A 17,665-nucleotide genomic window follows, 5' to 3' on the forward strand; every position below is an offset into this window, starting at 1 on the left:
GCGGGCGCGTCAGAGCGAAACCGTGATCTTGCCCATATGTGCGCCCGAGAGCTGGTGACGAAAGGCGGCGCCGAGTTCGGCCAGGGGAAAGTCGCGGTCGATCACCGGACGAATCGCGTGCGCTTCGACGAAACGCGCTAGGTCGGCAAGATGCGCGACGCTGCCGACCGCCATGCCCCCGATCCGGATATGCCGCATCACCACGTCGCGTAGCGGCAGTTCGGGCGCGCCGTTCGAGGTCGACCCGACGACGAGCAGGTGTCCGCCCATGCGACACGCCGCGACCGAGCGCGCAAAGGTCGACTGGCCGCCGATGTCGAGCGCCAGGTCGACGCCCCTTCCCCCGGTCAGATCGCGCACGGCGGGCGCCCAGTCGGGAACGGTGCGGTAATTGATGCCATGATCGGCGCCGAGCTCTTTCAGCCGCGCCAGCTTGTCGTCGGACGAGGAGATCATCACGGTGCGGATGCCGATCGCTTTTGCGATCTGGAGCATGAACACCGACAGCCCGCCCGATCCCGGCAGCAGCACCGTGGCGCCCGCCTCTAGGCGTCCCTCGACCTGGAGCGCGCGCCACGCCGTCAGCCCGGCGCACGGCAGCGTCGCCGCCTCGGCGAACGACCAGCCCGTCGGCATGGCGCAGAGCGAATACGCCGGCACGACGACATGATCGGCAGCGAAGCCATCTGCGGTCTCGCCCGAAATCGCTCCATTGTTCGCGTCTGTCGGCGGGCCGTCGACCCAGTCGGGGAAAAAGGCGCCCATGACGCGGTCACCGACGCGCCAACCCTCGACCCCGGCGCCGAGCGCAGCGATTTCGCCGGCGCCGTCGGACATCGGAATGCGTCCCGCAGGCTGCGGGATGAAACCGGCGACCACCAGATAATCGTGATAGTTGAGCGACGTCGCGCGTATGCGAAGCAACACCTCGCCCGGCCCTGGCACCGGAATCGGCCCCTGCGTGACCGCAATATTGTCGAGGCTCGGCCGTTCGGCCAGCCCGATGAAGTTCCGCACGTCCGTCATCAGCGTCTCACCAGCGTTTCGGCGCCGTCGAGGTGACTCGCGCCTTCGAGGATACGGGTAAAATTGGGCATACCAGTGTGCGCAACCCCGCCCCCGTCGACGACCAGATTATGGCCGTTGACATAGCTTGCATCGGCGGAGGCGAGGAAAGCGATCGCCGCCGCGACTTCGGCTGGCTCGGCCGGTCGCCCGAGCGGCAGGCCGTCGGTCCACGCCGCCATGATCGCGGGATTTTCGGTAAGGCCGGTCGCCAGCGGGGTGCGGGTCAATCCGGGGCTTACGACATTCACCCGCACGCGCGGCGCATGATCCAGCGCCATCGCCCGCGTCAGGTTGATCACCGCCGCCTTCGCGGCGTTATAGGCAGCGAACCCATAATCGCCGCCGATCCCGGCGATCGACGCGACGTTGACGATATTGCCTTCGCTGCGTTCGAGGTGCGGCATCGCGGTGCGGCTCGCCCACATCACGCCTTCGACATCGACCCCCATCACCTCGCGCCAGTGGGCCAGATCGATGTCGGTGACCTTGCCGAACGACCCGATCCCGGCATTGTTGACGAGGATGTCGAGCCGGGCGCAGCGATCGACCGCCGCGGCGATCATCGCCTCGATATCGGCGGCGTCGATCATATCGACGCGGTGGCCGACGATCCGGTCGCTCGCGATCGACGCGGTCAGCGTGGCGATCGCCTCCTGGCGGATGTCGGCGACGACCACCGTCGCTCCCTCGCCGTGCAGGCGCCGTACCGTCGCTTCGCCGATCCCCGACGCACCGCCGGTGACGATCGCGACCTTGCCGTCGAACCGCCCGCTCACCGCGCGGTATACCCGCCGTCGACGGTCAGCAGCGCGCCGTTGACGAAGGAGGCACGGTCGCTGAGCAGCCAGCATGCCGCCTGCCCGACCTCCTCGGGCTGGCCGAAGCGGCCGATCGAATGGCGCTCGACCATCGGCGCGACCTGCGCCTCGAACGCCGGATTGCCGAGCAAGCGCTCCTCGACCATCGGGGTCAGGATCAGCCCGGGCAGCACCGCATTGACCCGCACCCCGGTGTACCGCGTCTCGCACGCCGCGGCGCGGGTCAGCCCGACCACGCCATGTTTCGTTGCGACATAATCGCTGGCATAGGGCGCACCGATGATGCCGTCGCCCGACGAATTGTTGACGATCGCGCCGCCGCTCCCCTGCATCGCCCGCGTCTGATATTTCATGCACAGGAAAACGCCGGTCAGGTTGATCGCCATGATCCGCGCCCATTCGGCAGCGTCGAGGTCGGGCACCAGCTTGTTCGCCATCTCGATCCCGGCATTGTTGAAGGCGCCGTCGAGCCGGCCGAACGCCGCGACCGCCCCGGCAACGGCTTCGGCAACCGAGGCTTCGTCCGACACGTCGCAGGTCCATGCCCGCGCGCTGCCGCCGATCAGATCGCGCGTCTCTTCGTTTCCGCGCGGATCGCGGTCGAACAACGCTAGCTGCGCGCCGTCCTCAGCAAAAACCCGCGCGGCGGCACGGCCGATGCCCGACCCGGCGCCGGTGACGATGACGACCTTGCCGTCGAGAAGCCGAGACGTGCCGCTCATGCCGGATGATGGATCGTCTGCGGCACGGTAAATTCGAGCAAGCCGTCCAAGCCGTTTTCGGCGCCGATGCCCGATTGCTTGTGTCCGGCAAAGGCCGCGAACGGGGTCAGCCCTTGCGCCGAATTGATCCAGACCGTTCCGGTTTCGAGCCGCTCCGCAACCTCGGCGGCGGCGGCGGGATCCGACGACCAGACCGACCCGCCGAGCCCGTATTCGGATGCATTGGCGCGCGCGACGGCTTCGTCGATATCGTGATAGCGCAGCAGCGGCAGCACCGGTCCGAAGGCTTCTTCGGCGACCACCCGCGCCTCGTCGGGCGGATTGTCGACCAGCGTCACCGGGACGAAATAACCCGGACCCTCGCCCGGCTCGCCGCCGGTCAGGAAGCGGTGGCCAGCGGCGCGGCTGTCGGCGATCATCGCCTTGACGCGCTCATATTGCGCGCGGTTCTGGACCGGGCCCAGCGCGCTGTCGGGGTCTGCTCCGTCGCCGATGCGGACGCGGCCCGCAATCTCGACCAACGCCGCCGACAGCTCGTCATAAATGCTGTCGTGCACGAACATCCGCTTCGCCGCGACGCATACCTGCCCGCTGTTGGTGAAGGCGGCCCAGAACAGCGGTTCGGCGATATCGGCGACCTTCGCGTCCGGCAGGACGATCGCGGCATCGTTGCCGCCGAGTTCGAGCGTCAGCCGCTTGAGGTTCGCCGCCGCGCTGGCCATCACCCGCCGTCCCGTCGCGGTCGAGCCGGTAAAGCTGATCTTGTCGATGTCGCCATGCTCCGACATCATCGGGCCCAGCGCATCGCCGCCCGATACGATATTGAGCACCCCGGGCGGCAACACGCTCTGCAGCAGTTCGCCGAGCCGCAGCGTCGCGAGCGGCGTGAAGGGCGAGGGTTTGAGCACCATCGTATTGCCGGTGAGCAGCGCCGGACCGATCTTCCAGATCGCGAGCAACACGGGAAAATTCCACGGCACGATCGCCCCGACGACGCCGAGCGGAACGTGCCGCGTCACGCTGCGCTGGCCGGGCATGGCATCGCTGACCGTTTCGGGAAGCTGCTGGTCGGCGACGACACCGATCCACCACGCCGCCGCCTGGATCTCCGCCAGCGCCGCGGCGTGCGGCTTGCCCTGTTCGGCGGTGAGCAACTGTTTCAGTTCCTCGGCATGTTCGGCGACCAGCGCCCCGATCGCCCGCAGCGCCGCCTGCCGGTCGGCGTAGGACGTCGCGCGCCAGCCGGGAAAGGCGGCACGCGCGGCAGCGACGGCACGGTCGAGCTGCCCCTGCGAACAGTCGGGAATCGTCGCGACCACCGCTTCGGTCGCGGGATTGACCACCGCGATCTGGTCGGACGAATTTTCGGCGCGACCGTCGATGGTCATGTTGAAGGCGGTGTTGATCATCATTCACTCCCGGAGCAGGGACAGGGCATCATGGTCGAGCACGTGGCTGACGTGGCGATCGAGCATGGTCAGGAACATCTGGTCGCCGCGCTCGGTGCGCTGGACCAGCATCGCGGCGCCGACCGCGACATTGATGCCGGCGAAGGTGAAATGGCGGTAATCGGCCTCGAATTCCGCGCGCGAATAGCCGGTCACCCCCTGCCCGCCCAATTCGTCGAGATAGGCGTCGATCAGCGCCGGCTCGGCCGCGCGCCGTGCTTCGGGCGCATATCCGCCGCCGATCAGATAGGCGACGTCGACCGCGCCGGTGCCAAGCGCGACCGACTGCCAGTCGACGACCACCAGCCGGTCGTCGTCGAACAGCATGTTGTCGGGCCGGAAATCATTGTGCGTGATGCAGCGCGGGCGCGGGCGCGAACGATCATAGACGTCGTACCCCTCGGCCAGTGCGTCGCAGACCTCTCTTTGCCGGTCGCTGAGCAGCGCGTCGTAGCGATCGCGAAAACCGGGCCAGGTCGACCGGAAGATCCCCGGCGTATAAAAGGGCTGCGCACCCGCTTCGGTGCCGAGCCAGCGATATTCGGCGCCCTCGCCCTGCTCCCAGAAGGCAGCGTGGAGCCGCGCCGCTTCGCGCACCGCGCGCCCGGCATGATGGTTCGACAGCCCCTTGAACTGATCGCCCGGCGCCGCGGGGGCGAGGTCTTCGAGCAGGAGAGCAAAGCCGCCGGCTGCGTCCATCTGTGCGCCATAGCAAAGCGGCACCGCGATCCGCGCCTTTGCCGCCAGTTCGCGATAGAAACGCACCTCGCGCGTGTAGAGCGACCAGGCAGCGGCGACGTCGCGGCTGGTCGGATCGGTCGACGAAAATTTGCCGATCAGCGTCGCAGGCGCGGCATCGCTGCCGGGTGCATAGGTCAGGCGAAAACGCGCGGTATCGCCGAGCTGTCCGGTGCCGATCCGTTCGACCGAGAGCGCGGCAACCGCAACGCTATATCCCGCCCCGGCCAGCATGGTTTCGATCCAGGCGGCGTCGACATTCTCCGGTCGCGGGACCGGGCGGTCCGCGACAAGATCCGCGGGCGCGTTGGCAAGGCTCACTCATTCTCTCCCGATGCCGGCTTCTGGGCCGGTTTCTGGACCTGTTCCGGCATGTCGGGGCAAGGATGCGGAGCCACCGGGTCAAAGTCCAATCGGCCTTTGCCGCCGACCTATTGGCGGCTCCGATGGATGATGCCGCCGAAACAATTGGTATCGCCGCCCCGCTGGCGGGAAGATCATATTTCCGCCGGGAGAGGAAAATCATGACCAACGACCGCACGCAGCACGCGCTCGCCATATTGGCCGCGATCGGCACGGGAACAGTCCCGCTCGATCCGTTCACGTCCGACGCACGCTGGTGGTGGAACGGCGGGCTCGATCTGCCGGTGGCGGAGTTTGCCGCGCTCCTCGCCACGCTTCATACCCAGACCGAAAGCGGCATCGTCGTCACGCCCGGCCTGATCATGGCGCAGGACGACAGCGTCATGATCGAGGCGACATCGGCGGCGCGGCTGACCAACGGCCGCATCTATGACAATCGCTATATCTTCCTGTTCCACTTTCGCGGCGACGCCATATGCGAGGTGCGCGAATATAGCGACAGCGCGCATGTCAACGCGACGTTCGATCTTACAGCTTGATCAACCGAAGGACGCAATCGGCAACCGCTCGACGCTTTCGCCCGCGGCCTCGCGTCCGGCCTGCCAGCGTTCGGCAAACTCGAAGAAGCGCCGCGCCGCCTTGTTCGGTGCGGTGCCCAGCACGACCGAGAAATCCATGAAGAAATTCATGCCCTCGACGGGCCGCAGCACCAGCCCGGCCGGGGTCGGAAACCAGCCGATGCCGATACAGCAATTGCCGCTGCGCAGCGCATAGCGTTCGATCGCCAGCGCATTGCCTTCGGACGGTGCGAGCGGAATCGCGCCGTGCGACAGCATGAAGCTGACCATCGGGTTGATAAAGGCGTCGCCATGCTCGCCGCTCAGCATCGCGACCCGGCGTCCGGCGAGCGCAGCGCCGGGGATCACGTCCATCGCCGCGAGTTCGCTCTCTTCCGGAACCAGCAGCCCGATCTTGCGGCGGCACAGCACGACGCGTTCGAGGGCATCGGGATATTGCACCTCGTTGACGATATGGCCGAAGGGCACGTCGCGGGTGAATTCACTCGCCGGCGTGTCGGTCGCGATGCCGAGCAGCAGCGCCGCGTCGAGCCGGTCGGTCAGCAGATCGCGGATCTGGTCCGACTGCAACCGGTTGTCGATGCTGTGCCGGATTTCGGGCCGCGCCGCGGCAAAGGCGTCGAGCAGGTCGATGCGATCGGTGAAGTCCATCGTGTACATCGCCGCGCCCAGCCGGAATTGCGTCACCGTCGCGTGCTGCATTTCCTCGGCGTCGCGGCGTACCTCTTCCGCACCCTCCAGCAGCGCCTCGACCTTGGGCAGCAACCGCGCCCCCTGTTCGCTGAGCGTCACGCTGCGCGAGGTGCGGTGGAACAGCACGAACCCCAATATCTGTTCGAGTTCCTTGATCTGTCCCGACACCGTCGGCTGGGTGAGGTGCAGCCGTTCGGCCGCCCGGGTGACCGAGCTTTCGCGGGCAACCGCGGCAAAGCTGCGCAGCAGCTTGAGATCGAGATGCTGCATATCCTCTAACCCAATCGCTCTGTCGGCAATTGCCGCCGAGCATAGCAGATCGATTGGCGGGGTCTATCGATTCACCGCGAAACCCGATTGGACGCGCCCCGCCCCGGCTCCCTACCAAGGCGCCGAGAGAGGAGAACCGACGTGGCCAACATGCTCGCGGACAATATCGACGAGATCATCACCGATCCGGCGACTTACGCGGACGAAGCGCTTTATCACCAGACCTTCGCCGAGTTGCGCAGGACCGACCCGGTGCATTGGTGCAATCCGGCGCAATATCATCCCTTCTGGGCGGTAACCCGGCATGCCGACATCATGCGGGTCGAACTGGATGCCGCGAATTTCCTTAACGAACCGCGCCAGTTCCTTGTCACCATCGACGACCAGAAGATGATGGAGGAGCAGACCGGCGAAAGCAATTTCGCGCGCAACCTCGTCGCGATGGATAACCCCGATCACAAGGCCTATCGCGCGCTGACCGCCGACTGGTTCGGCGCCAAGAGCGTCCGCGCGCTCGAGGAGAAGATCACCGAACTTGCGCGCGAAACCGTCGATCGCATGGTTGCAAAGGGCGGCACCTGCGATTTCGCCAAGGAAATCGCGGCCTGGTATCCTTTGCGTACGATCATGATCGTCCTCGGCGTGCCGCGCGAGGACGAGCCGCTGATGCTCGAACTGTCGCAGAAGGTCTTCGGCGGCAGCGATGCCGACACCGGCGGCGGCGAAGGCATGACATCGATGCTCGAGGCGTTTGCCGCGTTCAACGACTATTTCGGCCGCGTCGTCGCCGACCGGCTGGTGAATCCGCAGGACGATGTTGCGACGCTGCTGTCGACCGCGACGATCGACGGCGCGCCGATCGGCGAGGCCGAACGCAACGCCTATTTCCTGATCATCGCGGCGGCGGGACACGACACCACCAGCTCGGCGATCTCGGGCGGCCTGCTGGCGCTGATCCGCAATCCCGACCAGATGGCGAAGCTGCGCGCCAACCCGGATCTGATGCCGCAGGCGGTCGACGAATTCATCCGCTGGACGACGCCGGTGAAGCATTTCTTCCGGACCGCAGTGGCGGATTGCGAGGTCGGCGGACAGGCGGTGAAGGCCGGCGACAGCCTGATGATGTGCTATCCCTCGGCGAACCGCGACGAGGCGGCATTCGACGATCCGATGGAATTTCGCATCGACCGCAAACCCAACCGCCAACTCGCCTTTGGCTATGGCCCGCACGTCTGCCTCGGCCAGTTTCTCGCCAAGATGGAAATCCGGATTCTCTTCACCGAACTGCTCGCGCGCATCGAGGAAATCGAACTCGCCGGCGAGCCGGCATGGGTGAAGGCGAATTTCGTGTCGGGGCTCAAACGCTTGCCGATCCGCTATCGCTGCGAGGGGGCAGCGTCCGTCACCGGTGGATGACGGAAATCAGTCACGCTATCCCGCTCGCGATCCCGTCTAGAGAGGAGAAGATAATCGCGGCCTTCCATGCCTTTTTCCAATGGATCGACGAACAGTCTCGATTGGACATGGAACGGATGCGGGTGGGACACAGGCAACAAGACCCGCGGCCACGAAGCCGCGGTGACAGAATCGATGGGATGGAGGACCTTATGACAGCATTTCGCGTATTTTCGGCCGCCCTGCTCGGCGCAACCGCGCTGGCTTCGACGCCGGTGTGGGCGCAGGACAGCGGCGGTGAGACGCCCGCCGAAACCGAAGCTTCGGGCGGCATCGTCGATATCGTCGTCACCGCGCAGCGCCGCTCGGAATCGCTGATGAAGGTCCCGGTCGCCGTCTCGGCGCTCAACACCGAAGATCTGACGCGACAGGGGATCACGTCGAGCTTCGACCTCAGCGGCTCGGTTCCTTCGCTTCAGGTCACCAGCGCGTTCGGCGAGGCGCAGCCCAATTTCACGATGCGTGGCATCGGGGTCGGCAACGAATATGGCGCCAACCAAGTGTCGCCGGTCGGCGTCTACACCGACGACAATTATCTCAGCGCCCGCACGATGCACGGGTTGCAACTCTATGACCTCGAACGCGTCGAGGCGCTGCGCGGGCCGCAGGGCACGCTCTACGGCCGCAACACCACCGGCGGCGCGATCAACTTCATCTCGAACAAGCCGAACCTCGAGCCTGGCGCCCGCGGTTATGTCGAGGCAGGCTATGGCCGCTTCAACGAGGTCCGCGGACAGGGCGCCATCGAAGGGACGCTGATCGACGACGTCCTCGGCTTCCGCGCCGCCGTCAATTATGTCGAGGCCGACGGCTATGTGAAAAATATCTTCCCCGGCCAGCCCGACGCCAATTCCAAAGATTCGATCGCCGGCCGCCTGATCATCCGCGCCAAGCCCAGCGAACGGCTGGACATGATGCTGAAGTTCACGGGCAGCAAGGGCAAGCCGACGCAGGCCGCCGCCTTCCACCGCAACGACGGCACCGGTACCTCGACCTATTTCCGCTCGAACGATAATCTCAGCTTCTTCGAGACCAACCAGCCCGACCTCGGCTTCAACGACGTCAAAAATGCCGGCGTCCAGTTCAACATCAATTACGAACTGACCGACAGCCTCTCGCTCCAGACGCTGACCGCCTATGACTGGTCGAAGCAGGCACTGTCACAGGAAGGATCGGGCACGCCCGTCGTCGGCTTCCTCCAGACCAACTACGGCGACGTCTACAAGCAGTTCAATCAGGAAGTGAAACTGGCCTACAGCGGCGACAGCACCAATGTGCAGGCGGGCGTCTATTATGGCTGGGACAGCATCAACAACGTCGACAAATACCGCCTCGTCAGCACCCTCTATTTCTACCAGCATTACCGACAGGAACGGAACAGCTACGCCGCCTTCGCGCAGATCGATCAGGATATCGGCGATCATTTCGGCTTCACCCTCGGCGTGCGCTACACGAAGGACAGCAATCATCATTACGATGCCTATTCCTTCCTGACCGCCTTCGCCGATCCGACGACCTCTCCGGCGTTCGGCACCTATGATTTCGATCCGACCGATCCCGATGCCGCGGCCATCACCTTCACCCACGGCAGCATTTCGCCGACCGGCGTGATCACCCCCGAAGCGTCAAAGCGTCGCAAGAGCAGCCGCGTCACGGGCAAGGTCGGCATCGACTACACCTTCGACAGCGGCTCGATGCTCTATGCCAACTACAGCCGCGGCTATCGTGCGGGGTCGTTCGCCAGCCAGTTCTACGGCGGCAACCCGATCGATTTCGTGCCGCCCGAACAGGTCGATGCCTATGAAATCGGCGCCAAGACCCGGTTGTTCGACGGGATGGCGACCTTCACCACCGCAGCGTTCCTGACCAAATACAAGAACCAGCAGCTCAACGAGGTTATCGGCACCACCGGTTATATCCGCTCGGCGCCGGGTTCGACGATCAAGGGGGTCGAGGCCGAACTGAATATCCGGCCGGTCTCGTCGCTGACCGCGAACCTTTCGGTGACCTGGCTCGACGCCACCTATGACAAATTGACGCTTTCGGGGGTCAATCTCGACGGCAACAACCTGCCCAATGCGCCGACATGGACGATCAACGCCGGTGCCGACTGGACGATCGGGTCGATCGGATCGGGCGAAGTCGTCTTCTCGCCGAACCTCGTCTACACCAGCAAGCAGTTCTTCTCGCCGTTCAACAACGAGGCCGGCAACCAGTTTCTCAATTCGCCCGGCCATGTGCTCGCCGACGCGACGCTGGGCTGGGAAGGCGAGCAATTGTCGCTCCGCCTCTGGGCGACCAATATCTTCAACAAGAAATATTTCATGTACGGCCTCAACCTGCGCGATGCCTTCGGATACGACTATCTGCTCCACGCACCGCCGCGCATGTATGGCGTGACCGCGCGCTACAAATTCTAGGAAAAAGGGGAGTGGCCGGCGGGGTCTTCGGGTCCCGCCGGTTGCCGTTCCCGTGCAACAACCGATGAATATGACGACCGACAAGCCGACATCCGAACGCACGACCGGCGGCTGCCTCTGCGGCAGCGTTCGTTACAGTTTCGGCGGTGCGCCTTTGCTCACCGCCATTTGTCATTGCCGCAACTGCCAGCGGCAGTCGGGCAGCGCTTTCGGGATCGTCGCAGCAGTGGCCGAAGCGGATTTCGACCTGCAGGGCGAAACCCGGACCTTTCACGACAGCAGCGACAGCGGCCGGACGGTCGCGCGCGTTTTTTGCCCCGCCTGCGGATCGCCGATCCTGTCGACGATCGAGCCGATGCCGGGCATCATGCTGATCAAGGCAGGGACACTCGACGATCCCCGCGGGCTCCATCCTGCGATCGAAGTCTATTGCGACCGCGCCCTGCCCTTCCTGCCGGCGCTGGCCGGAACCGAACGCCATGCCGGATCGAACATCTAGGACAATCGAATGAGCGCAATCCTGAACCTGGACGGCAAGGTCGCCGTCATCACCGGCGCCGCGTCGGGCATCGGCCGCCAGACGGCGACGCTGTTTCATGCGCTGGGCGCGCGGCTGCTGCTGACCGATATCGATACCGCCGGGCTGGAGGCGTTTGCCGCCGAACTCGGCGGCGATGTGCTGACCGCCACCCATGACGTCACCAGCGCCGACGCATGGCACGCGGTATTCGGGCAGGCGGGCGCGGCATTCGGCCGGCTCGATATCCTCGTCAACAACGCCGGCATCATGATGTCCAAACCCTTTGCCGACGCCGGGATCGACATTCTGCGGCGGCAGATGGCGATCAATGTCGAGGGCATCTACATGGGGATGCAGGGCGCGTTGCCGCTGATGCGCGCCGCAATCGCCACGGGCGCGGGAACCACGTCGATCGTCAACATCTCTTCGGTCTATGGCAAGGTCGGCGGCGCGCAGTTCGCGGCGTATAGCGCGACCAAGGGCGCGGTGCGCGGGCTCGGCAAGGCGGTGGCCATCGAGCTGGCCGGGACGGGCATACGGGTCAACACCGTGCTGCCGGGACCGGTCGCAACCAACCTCGGGGCCAATTGGGATCCGCCGACCGACGCCGACGGCAATCCGCTCACCCCCGAGGCTGCGCTGGCGGCATGGACGAAGCTGATCCCGATGGGCCGGCTCGGCGATGCCAACGACATCGCGCCGTTGATCGCCTTCCTCGCCAGCGACGCCGCCGACTTCATCACCGGCTCCGAATTTATCGCCGACGGCGGCTATACCGCCGCCTGACCGGCGTCAGGGCATCGCGCGTTCGAGTTCGGCAAGGTCGAAATAATCGCGCCAGGCGGCGATACGGCCGTTGCCGTCGATCTCGAAAATCCCGGCCGCGCGCACCGACGTCCAGCCCTGCCCCGTAAAGCGGAACCGGTCGTCGCGTTCGGTGAAGACGATATTGCCGTTCGCCGCGATGGCGAGAATGCGCCAGTCGATGGCCTCGGCCGCTAGAAAGGGCGCCAGCATCTCCATCGTCGCCGCGCGGCCATGCGCCGGTTCGAGCGGGATACCCGCGCACACGACATCGTCGGCGAGTAATCCGGCGATGGCCATGGCATCGCGGCGGTTGAACGCCGCCACCAGCGCCTCGACCACCGCGACCGGCCCCGCCGTCACCCGAGCGGAACCTGCGTCGGCTGGCCCGAACCGGCGCTGACGCCGCCGTCGGCGACGACGATCGACCCGAACATGAAACCCGCCTCTTCGGAGGCGAGGAAGGCGGTCAGGTTCGCGATCTCTTCCGGCCGCCCCGGGCGCTGGGCCGGGATTTCCTTGATCCAGCGGTCGAGCAGGTCGGGCAGCGCCTTGAACGCGTCGGTGGCCGGGGTCTCGATGAACCCCGGACAGATGGCGTTGATCCGCACGCCCTCGCGCGCATGATAGACCGCCATCGCCCGCGTCAGCTGGATGACCGCCCCCTTCTGGGCCGAATAGGAGGGATAGGCCCCCTCGCCGCCGAGCCCCGAAATCGACGCGATGTTGATGATCGTGCCCTTCGTCTTGCGCAGGTGCGGGATCGCGGCGCGCGAGGAGAAGAAGACCGAGTCATAATTGACCGCATTGCTGCGCCGCCAATCCTCGGTGCTATGCTCGTGGATCAGCGCGACGGCGGCAACCGCCGCGTTGTTGACCAGGATGTCGAGACCGCCGAACAGTTCGACCGCATGCGCGATCAGCGCCTCGACATCGCCCTCTTCGCCGACGTCGGTCGCCATGAAATGCGCGTCCGGGTTGGCGAGGCGCCGCAGCGCCTCGTCGCCCCGCGCCTGCGTCCGGCCGCAGAACAGCACTTTCGCCCCGTCGTCGAGCAGCCGGCTGACGATGGCGTAGCCGATCCCGTCGGTGCCGCCGGTGACGATCGCCGCCCTGCCGCTCAATTTTCCCATCGGATCAGTCCTTGTCCCAGCGCGTGATGTCCATCGCGCTCTCGACGCCCAGCGGCGCATAGGCGCCGAGGATCGCCTGTTCGAACGTCCCGATCGTTTCCTCGACCGTGCCGTCGGGCGCCGTCATCCGGACCCGCGACAGCCGCTGGACGTGCAAATTCTCCAGCTTTTTCGGATCGAGATCGGCGACCGCGAAATCCTCGCGCTCGACGCGCAGCGCGCCATGGTAATTGCCGTGGAACCATTCGCTGTGGAAATAGCCGATGCCCTTCATCTGCATCCGGTGGAAAGGTTCGAATTCCAGCCGGTAGGGGCCGGTGCCGTAATCGACGGTCAGCACGCCACTTTTGGGCCACAGCGTGCCCGGTTCGAGCACCGTTTCCATCTCGGCATTTTCGGTTTCGAGGAAGGATTCGGGGCCGGTGCCGTCGGGGCAGAGCACCGACCTTTTGTTCCACACATGCCCGCTCGGTTCGGCGGCGATGTGGAAGAAGAAGCTCTTGTCCTTGAAATTGAGCGGCGTCCATTGCCAGAAATAGCCCTGCTCGCCCGCCAGCGGATTGGGCTGCGGGTCCGACATGCCGATCGGACGCGTGCCCCACGACCGGTCGCGGGTGCCCGTGCAGCGCGGGCTCAAATCGATGCGTTTGCCGTCGATGCTGATCCAGCCGGTCCAGTGGCCGTTCTGCGTCAGGCGCGTGTAGTCGAGGAAGCCCTTGGTGCCGACGCGGCGCATGAAGCGCGGTTCCTCGATCGGAAAGGCGCGGCCGGTGATCGTGATGTCGGCGGCGATACCGTCATGCTCGTCGACGACAATGCGGAGCTTCTGGAGCGGTTCGACCACCTCGATGCGGATCGGGCCGACCGACGTGTCCATGCGGTCGGTCAGGACGCGGCTGCCGCGCAGGCAATGCTGCACCCCGTCGACCTGGATCGAAATGCCGCAGTCGATGATATTGAGGTGCGGATAAATGCCCATGCCGGCCAGGAAGAACAGCGAGCCGTCGGGCTCGTAACCGTTGAACCAGTAACGGTCATAGAAATTGCGGTCGGTGCCCGAATAGGCGATCGGCTCGGGCGTCTGGTGGATCGCGAAATCGTCGGCGGCGGTCAGCATGTGTATCTCCAATATGGGGAGGGGTCAGAAATTGGCGGAGGCGACGCGGCGGCGCTCGACCGAGCATGCGAGTTCGCGCCAGATATCGGCATCGAGCGCGCGCGCTTCGTCATCGTCGCGGTCTTCGAGCGCCGCCTGCAAGTCGATGAGCGCAGCGCGCAGGCGGTCGTTCTCGGCTTCGAGCGCCGAGACGCGAAGGTCGGGCTTCGCAGGCGCCGCCATCGCGACGCCCCCACACTGCAACAGCGCGCGCACCGCCGCATTCTCTTCAAACAATCGCGCCGCGGCGCGGTCGAACTCTTCGGCGATCATGTCGATCATCGCCGATCCCATCGCGACATTATTGGCGCGAAAGCCGGTGAGTTCGGGGACGATTTCGGCGCGCAGCCGCGCGGCAAGGTCGCTCGCGGCGACCGGGATCGACGGTTTCATAAATGCCCCATCAGTTCGAGGATCGCGCGATCCTGCGCATTGCGCAGCCACCAGGCGGCATAGGCGTGGATCACCTCGCGCTCGCCGCTCGTCGTCGTCCAGGCGTGGGCACAGCTATTCCAGATGCCCTGCCCCTTCACGCAATTGAGCAGTTCCCACCAGTGCAAGGCCTCGGGATCGGCGGTGAGCCCGCTCGCCGCCTCCCAGATACGGATCGCATCCGCGCGCGGCGCGATGCCGCTGCGCCGGTCGTCCTTGCCGAAGGAAAAAACGCGCGCGAGGCTCCACGCCAGATCCTCCAGAGGATCGCCGCGATGCGCCATTTCCCAGTCGAGCACCGCGACCAGATTGCCCTCATCGTCGTACAGGAAGTTGCCGGCGCGAAAATCACCATGGACCATCGCCAGCTTCTGCGCCGGCGCCGGCGGATTGCGGCGGAGCCAGCGGATCGCGGCGCGGGTGACCGGCTCGGGACCGACATCATTCTTGTCGAGCGTCGCTTCCCAGAAATCGAGTTCCTGCATCGCCGTGCTCTCGGGCGTCGCGGGGGTCATGAACTCCAGATCGAGTTTTTCGACCGGCACCGCGGCGAGGCGCCCCATCGTGCCCCACATCTGCTCGGCGATATGGGGCAGCTTGTCCTGCCAGACGGGTTCCTGAAGCTGATATTCGCTGTTGTGATACCCCCGCATATCCTCGGCGATCGAGATCGCACCGCCCATCGGGCCAGGGTCTTCCTCGAGCAAGATCATCCGCGGCACCGGAATGCCATGACCATGGATCGCGCGGTACGAACTATATTCATGGTTGCGGTCGCTATCGACATTGCTGACCGGCGGGTCGCGGCGCAGGATCAGCCGGTCGCTGCGCGCCCCGGCACCGTCGCGATAGGACAGATCGAACCGGTAGGTCTCGCGGGAGGCGCCGAGCGGCAGCCGGTGCAGCCCCTCGATCCGGACATCCTGCCAGTCGGGGAAACGCGCCTGCAGATAGGCGGTCATGTCGGCTTCGGTCAGCGCTTTCATGTCGGTGTCACCATCAACTTGATGTCGGATCCGCCGCCCGACAGCGACGCAAAGGCGCGATCGACGTCGGCAAGGCCGACCGTTCCCGTTACCATCGGCGCAAGGCTGTCGGGGTCGGCCGAGATCATCGCAAAGGCATCGGCGAAATCGGCGGGCGAATAGGCAAAGACAAAGCGCAGTTGCAGCGCCTTTTGCAGGAAGAAGGCGGGCTCGATCGGGTCGGTTTCCATGCACGTGCCGACGACGGTGATCGTCGCGCCCACCGGCGCCGCGGCGCCGATCGCCATCAGCATGCCGGGCTTACCAACGCAGTCGAACAGGATCGCCCGCTCGCGCTTCTTCAGCTCGGGCGCCTGCGCCATCGCGTCCGACAGGCCGAGCGGCAGGCCAAGGTCGTTCCACCACCCCTCGCCCGCCGCATCGCCGGGCGCGAGCACGGCGTCGGCACCCAACCGCGCCGCCATCTCGCGCCGCGCCGCATTGGGTTCGATGGCCAGCACCGGCCCGAAGCCGAGCGCCTTCAGCCGCCTGATCACGAACAATCCCACCGGGCCGCAACCGAAGACGGCAAAGGCGCAGCTCGCATCGGCGCCGCTTTCGGCGACCGCGTGGACGGCGACCGACAGCGGTTCGGTCAGCGCCGCGATATCGGTCGACACATGATCGGGCACCGCGAAGGCCGCATCGGCCTGGAGCAGCATCTGTTCGGCGAACGCACCGTTGAAGCGGTTCGAATAGCCGATCAGTTCGACTCCGTCGGGCCCGGCGATGAAGGGCTGCGCAACGACGCGTTGACCGCGCTCGAACCCGTTCGAGGCTTCGAGGACCTCGCAGCAATATTCATGCCCCAACACGACCGGCTTCGCGGGGTCCATGAAACCGCGGAAACCCGCGCGGTGGAGCAGGTTGCACAGATGATCGCTATGATCCTTGGCATGCAGGTCGCTGCCGCACACCCCGCACACGAGCGGGCGGGTCAGCAATTGCCCGGCGCCGGGCACCGGCTCGGCGATATCGGTCAGGGCGAGCGTGCCGCCATCGAGGACCATGGCCTTCATAGACTTCCATTCCCAATCGTCCGCATTCCCGAAAGGCGCTGCGGATCATGGAAAGAGGCTATGGTCCGGCGCGCGTCATCGCCAGTGACGGAAACCCGCTATTGCCCTCAATGCCCGCCGAAAATCTTGGCGGTCATCGCGGCGCGATTATGGACATCGAGCTTGCGATAGATGCGCCGGAGGTGGTTTTCGACGGTGAATTCGGAGATACCGGCGATGAAGGCGACCTGCTTGTTCTGCTTTCCCGCACCGATGAGCTGGGCGATCTGCAACTCACGCGACGACAGTTTCGCCGCGACGCCGCCAGCGGCGGGTCCGCTGTCGGAGAGCGCGGCCTGCAACGTGCCGCGGCCCCCGGCACCCGCCAGGATCTCCTCGAACAGCTGGCTGACGACCATCTGCGAAATCGCCGCGCTTTCCCGTTCGAGCAACCCGTGCGCAACGTCCGATTTGCGGTGCCCGTCCGGGTGGCAATGCGCGCCGATCAGCAGGTAGAAATCGGGTAGCACCTGTTGCACCCAGGCACCGACGACATCGACCGAATGGCAGTTGATGAACTGGCGATATTCGGTCGCACCGTCGGCGACGCGGTCGAGCCGGTCCTCGCCCCAGCGGATCATCCGGCCGCAACGGTCGGTGCGATCGATCACCCGTGTGAAGGGGTCTTCCTCGAACACCCGGCCGTCCTTGTACGCATGCTGCGCCTCTTCGGAAACGCCATGGTGGAACAAATAGGTCAGGTCGGTCGCGCCCTGTGACTGCGCCGAAAAGAAGATCGACAGACTGTCGAGACCGCACGATGCGATCATCTGGTCGGCCCGGGCCGCAATATCGCGTGAAACCAGCATGTTTCCTCGCTCCTCTCCCTTCACGCGCGGCTTTTGCCGCGTCGTCCCGTTCAAAGCTTCTTTGAACGATTTCGTCCTACCATGACCGCGCGACAGGAGTCCACAGGCTGGCGGACGACGGACGCAAAGGGGACCCGGCCTCCCCTTTGCGTCCG

Annotated in this window: 18 protein-coding genes; 5 read left to right on the forward strand and 13 right to left on the reverse strand. The window is 65.5% G+C overall.

Features of this window, described 5'->3' with window-relative positions:
* Positions 1–9 precede the first annotated feature (9 nt).
* The 5 genes from LH19_RS15170 to LH19_RS15190 are packed head-to-tail and all read right to left on the reverse strand — an operon-like array spanning position 10 to position 5,115.
* The gene (locus LH19_RS15170) at positions 10–1,026 is read right to left on the reverse strand and encodes a zinc-dependent alcohol dehydrogenase family protein (protein WP_054729627.1); all 1,017 of its coding nucleotides are present in this window, start codon (positions 1,024–1,026) and stop codon (positions 10–12) included.
* A complete protein-coding gene (locus LH19_RS15175; protein WP_054729630.1) occupies positions 1,026–1,844 on the reverse strand; it encodes an SDR family NAD(P)-dependent oxidoreductase in 819 nt (272 codons plus the stop codon). Before LH19_RS15175 ends, LH19_RS15170 begins: the two co-directional genes overlap by 1 nt.
* A complete protein-coding gene (locus tag LH19_RS15180) occupies positions 1,841–2,608 on the reverse strand; it encodes an SDR family NAD(P)-dependent oxidoreductase (RefSeq protein WP_054729633.1) in 768 nt (255 codons plus the stop codon). The genes LH19_RS15175 and LH19_RS15180 overlap by 4 nt, the downstream gene beginning before the upstream one ends.
* Positions 2,605–4,020 carry an aldehyde dehydrogenase family protein gene (locus tag LH19_RS15185; RefSeq protein ID WP_054729637.1) on the reverse strand — a complete coding sequence of 472 codons (1,416 nt, stop codon included), beginning with the start codon at positions 4,018–4,020 and terminating at the stop codon, positions 2,605–2,607. Before LH19_RS15185 ends, LH19_RS15180 begins: the two co-directional genes overlap by 4 nt.
* Complete coding sequence (locus tag LH19_RS15190) at positions 4,021–5,115, reverse strand: phosphotransferase family protein (protein WP_054729640.1); 1,095 nt, start codon at positions 5,113–5,115, stop codon at positions 4,021–4,023. It abuts the gene before it with no gap.
* 203 nt (positions 5,116–5,318) lie between these two features.
* On the opposite strand from LH19_RS15190, the gene LH19_RS15195 reads away from it, so the two are divergent.
* Positions 5,319–5,696, forward strand: a complete 378-nt coding sequence (locus LH19_RS15195) for a nuclear transport factor 2 family protein (RefSeq protein ID WP_145923480.1) — start codon at positions 5,319–5,321, stop codon at positions 5,694–5,696.
* Here LH19_RS15195 and LH19_RS15200 read toward each other — a convergent pair whose 3' ends face one another.
* Positions 5,697–6,698, reverse strand: coding sequence for a LysR family transcriptional regulator (locus LH19_RS15200; RefSeq protein WP_054729648.1), 1,002 nt, complete (start codon positions 6,696–6,698; stop codon positions 5,697–5,699).
* A gap of 150 nt (positions 6,699–6,848) precedes the next feature.
* On the opposite strand from LH19_RS15200, the gene LH19_RS15205 reads away from it, so the two are divergent.
* The 4 genes from LH19_RS15205 to LH19_RS15220 all read left to right on the forward strand — a co-directional run bounded on the left by LH19_RS15205 (position 6,849) and on the right by LH19_RS15220 (position 11,879).
* On the forward strand, positions 6,849–8,114 hold the full coding sequence (locus LH19_RS15205) for a cytochrome P450 (RefSeq protein WP_054729651.1): 1,266 nt from the start codon (positions 6,849–6,851) through the stop codon (positions 8,112–8,114).
* A gap of 191 nt (positions 8,115–8,305) precedes the next feature.
* A complete protein-coding gene (locus tag LH19_RS15210; RefSeq protein WP_158514437.1) occupies positions 8,306–10,573 on the forward strand; it encodes a TonB-dependent receptor in 2,268 nt (755 codons plus the stop codon).
* 64 nt (positions 10,574–10,637) lie between these two features.
* Entirely contained in the window at positions 10,638–11,072 is a 435-nt protein-coding gene (locus tag LH19_RS15215; protein ID WP_234715944.1) for a GFA family protein, read from the forward strand.
* Between the two features lie 9 nt (positions 11,073–11,081).
* Positions 11,082–11,879 carry an SDR family NAD(P)-dependent oxidoreductase gene (locus LH19_RS15220; RefSeq protein WP_054729656.1) on the forward strand — a complete coding sequence of 266 codons (798 nt, stop codon included), beginning with the start codon at positions 11,082–11,084 and terminating at the stop codon, positions 11,877–11,879.
* Positions 11,880–11,885: 6 nt separating this feature from the next.
* Here the strand turns inward: LH19_RS15220 and LH19_RS15225 are convergent, their stop codons facing one another.
* The 7 genes from LH19_RS15225 to LH19_RS15255 all read right to left on the reverse strand — a co-directional run bounded on the left by LH19_RS15225 (position 11,886) and on the right by LH19_RS15255 (position 17,510).
* Positions 11,886–12,260: a limonene-1,2-epoxide hydrolase family protein gene (locus tag LH19_RS15225; RefSeq protein ID WP_054729657.1), complete on the reverse strand. Its 375-nt coding sequence runs from the start codon at positions 12,258–12,260 to the stop codon at positions 11,886–11,888.
* Positions 12,257–13,030: an SDR family NAD(P)-dependent oxidoreductase gene (locus LH19_RS15230; RefSeq protein ID WP_054729658.1), complete on the reverse strand. Its 774-nt coding sequence runs from the start codon at positions 13,028–13,030 to the stop codon at positions 12,257–12,259. Before LH19_RS15230 ends, LH19_RS15225 begins: the two co-directional genes overlap by 4 nt.
* 4 nt (positions 13,031–13,034) lie before the next feature.
* Positions 13,035–14,147 (reverse strand): hypothetical protein, encoded by a 1,113-nt coding sequence (locus tag LH19_RS15235; RefSeq protein ID WP_054729659.1) that lies wholly within the window; start codon positions 14,145–14,147, stop codon positions 13,035–13,037.
* 24 nt (positions 14,148–14,171) lie between these two features.
* Positions 14,172–14,579 (reverse strand): hypothetical protein, encoded by a 408-nt coding sequence (locus LH19_RS15240; RefSeq protein WP_054729662.1) that lies wholly within the window; start codon positions 14,577–14,579, stop codon positions 14,172–14,174.
* The gene (locus tag LH19_RS15245) at positions 14,576–15,604 is read right to left on the reverse strand and encodes a phosphotransferase family protein (RefSeq protein ID WP_054729665.1); all 1,029 of its coding nucleotides are present in this window, start codon (positions 15,602–15,604) and stop codon (positions 14,576–14,578) included. Before LH19_RS15245 ends, LH19_RS15240 begins: the two co-directional genes overlap by 4 nt.
* Positions 15,601–16,662 (reverse strand): zinc-binding dehydrogenase, encoded by a 1,062-nt coding sequence (locus LH19_RS15250; RefSeq protein WP_054729668.1) that lies wholly within the window; start codon positions 16,660–16,662, stop codon positions 15,601–15,603. The genes LH19_RS15245 and LH19_RS15250 overlap by 4 nt, the downstream gene beginning before the upstream one ends.
* A gap of 107 nt (positions 16,663–16,769) precedes the next feature.
* On the reverse strand, positions 16,770–17,510 hold the full coding sequence (locus LH19_RS15255; protein ID WP_082395761.1) for a helix-turn-helix transcriptional regulator: 741 nt from the start codon (positions 17,508–17,510) through the stop codon (positions 16,770–16,772).
* Positions 17,511–17,665 lie beyond the last annotated feature (155 nt).

It is taken from the genome of Sphingopyxis macrogoltabida (assembly GCF_001314325.1).
GTDB classification, from domain to species: Bacteria; Pseudomonadota; Alphaproteobacteria; order Sphingomonadales; family Sphingomonadaceae; genus Sphingopyxis; species Sphingopyxis macrogoltabida.

Bases quoted from the DNA above. Each gene is read 5' to 3' on its own strand.
- LH19_RS15170 (WP_054729627.1), bottom strand. From the start codon at position 1,026: ATGACGGACGTGCGGAACTTCATCGGGCTGGCCGAACGGCCGAGCCTC.
- LH19_RS15180 (WP_054729633.1), bottom strand. From the start codon at position 2,608: ATGAGCGGCACGTCTCGGCTTCTCGACGGCAAGGTCGTCATCGTCACC.
- LH19_RS15185 (WP_054729637.1), bottom strand. From the start codon at position 4,020: ATGATGATCAACACCGCCTTCAACATGACCATCGACGGTCGCGCCGAA.
- LH19_RS15195 (WP_145923480.1), top strand. From the start codon at position 5,319: ATGACCAACGACCGCACGCAGCACGCGCTCGCCATATTGGCCGCGATC.
- LH19_RS15200 (WP_054729648.1), bottom strand. From the start codon at position 6,698: ATGCAGCATCTCGATCTCAAGCTGCTGCGCAGCTTTGCCGCGGTTGCC.
- LH19_RS15205 (WP_054729651.1), top strand. From the start codon at position 6,849: ATGCTCGCGGACAATATCGACGAGATCATCACCGATCCGGCGACTTAC.
- LH19_RS15210 (WP_158514437.1), top strand. From the start codon at position 8,306: ATGACAGCATTTCGCGTATTTTCGGCCGCCCTGCTCGGCGCAACCGCG.
- LH19_RS15215 (WP_234715944.1), top strand. From the start codon at position 10,638: ATGAATATGACGACCGACAAGCCGACATCCGAACGCACGACCGGCGGC.
- LH19_RS15220 (WP_054729656.1), top strand. From the start codon at position 11,082: ATGAGCGCAATCCTGAACCTGGACGGCAAGGTCGCCGTCATCACCGGC.
- LH19_RS15230 (WP_054729658.1), bottom strand. From the start codon at position 13,030: ATGGGAAAATTGAGCGGCAGGGCGGCGATCGTCACCGGCGGCACCGAC.
- LH19_RS15235 (WP_054729659.1), bottom strand. From the start codon at position 14,147: ATGCTGACCGCCGCCGACGATTTCGCGATCCACCAGACGCCCGAGCCG.
- LH19_RS15240 (WP_054729662.1), bottom strand. From the start codon at position 14,579: ATGAAACCGTCGATCCCGGTCGCCGCGAGCGACCTTGCCGCGCGGCTG.
- LH19_RS15245 (WP_054729665.1), bottom strand. From the start codon at position 15,604: ATGAAAGCGCTGACCGAAGCCGACATGACCGCCTATCTGCAGGCGCGT.
- LH19_RS15250 (WP_054729668.1), bottom strand. From the start codon at position 16,662: ATGAAGGCCATGGTCCTCGATGGCGGCACGCTCGCCCTGACCGATATC.
- LH19_RS15255 (WP_082395761.1), bottom strand. From the start codon at position 17,510: ATGCTGGTTTCACGCGATATTGCGGCCCGGGCCGACCAGATGATCGCA.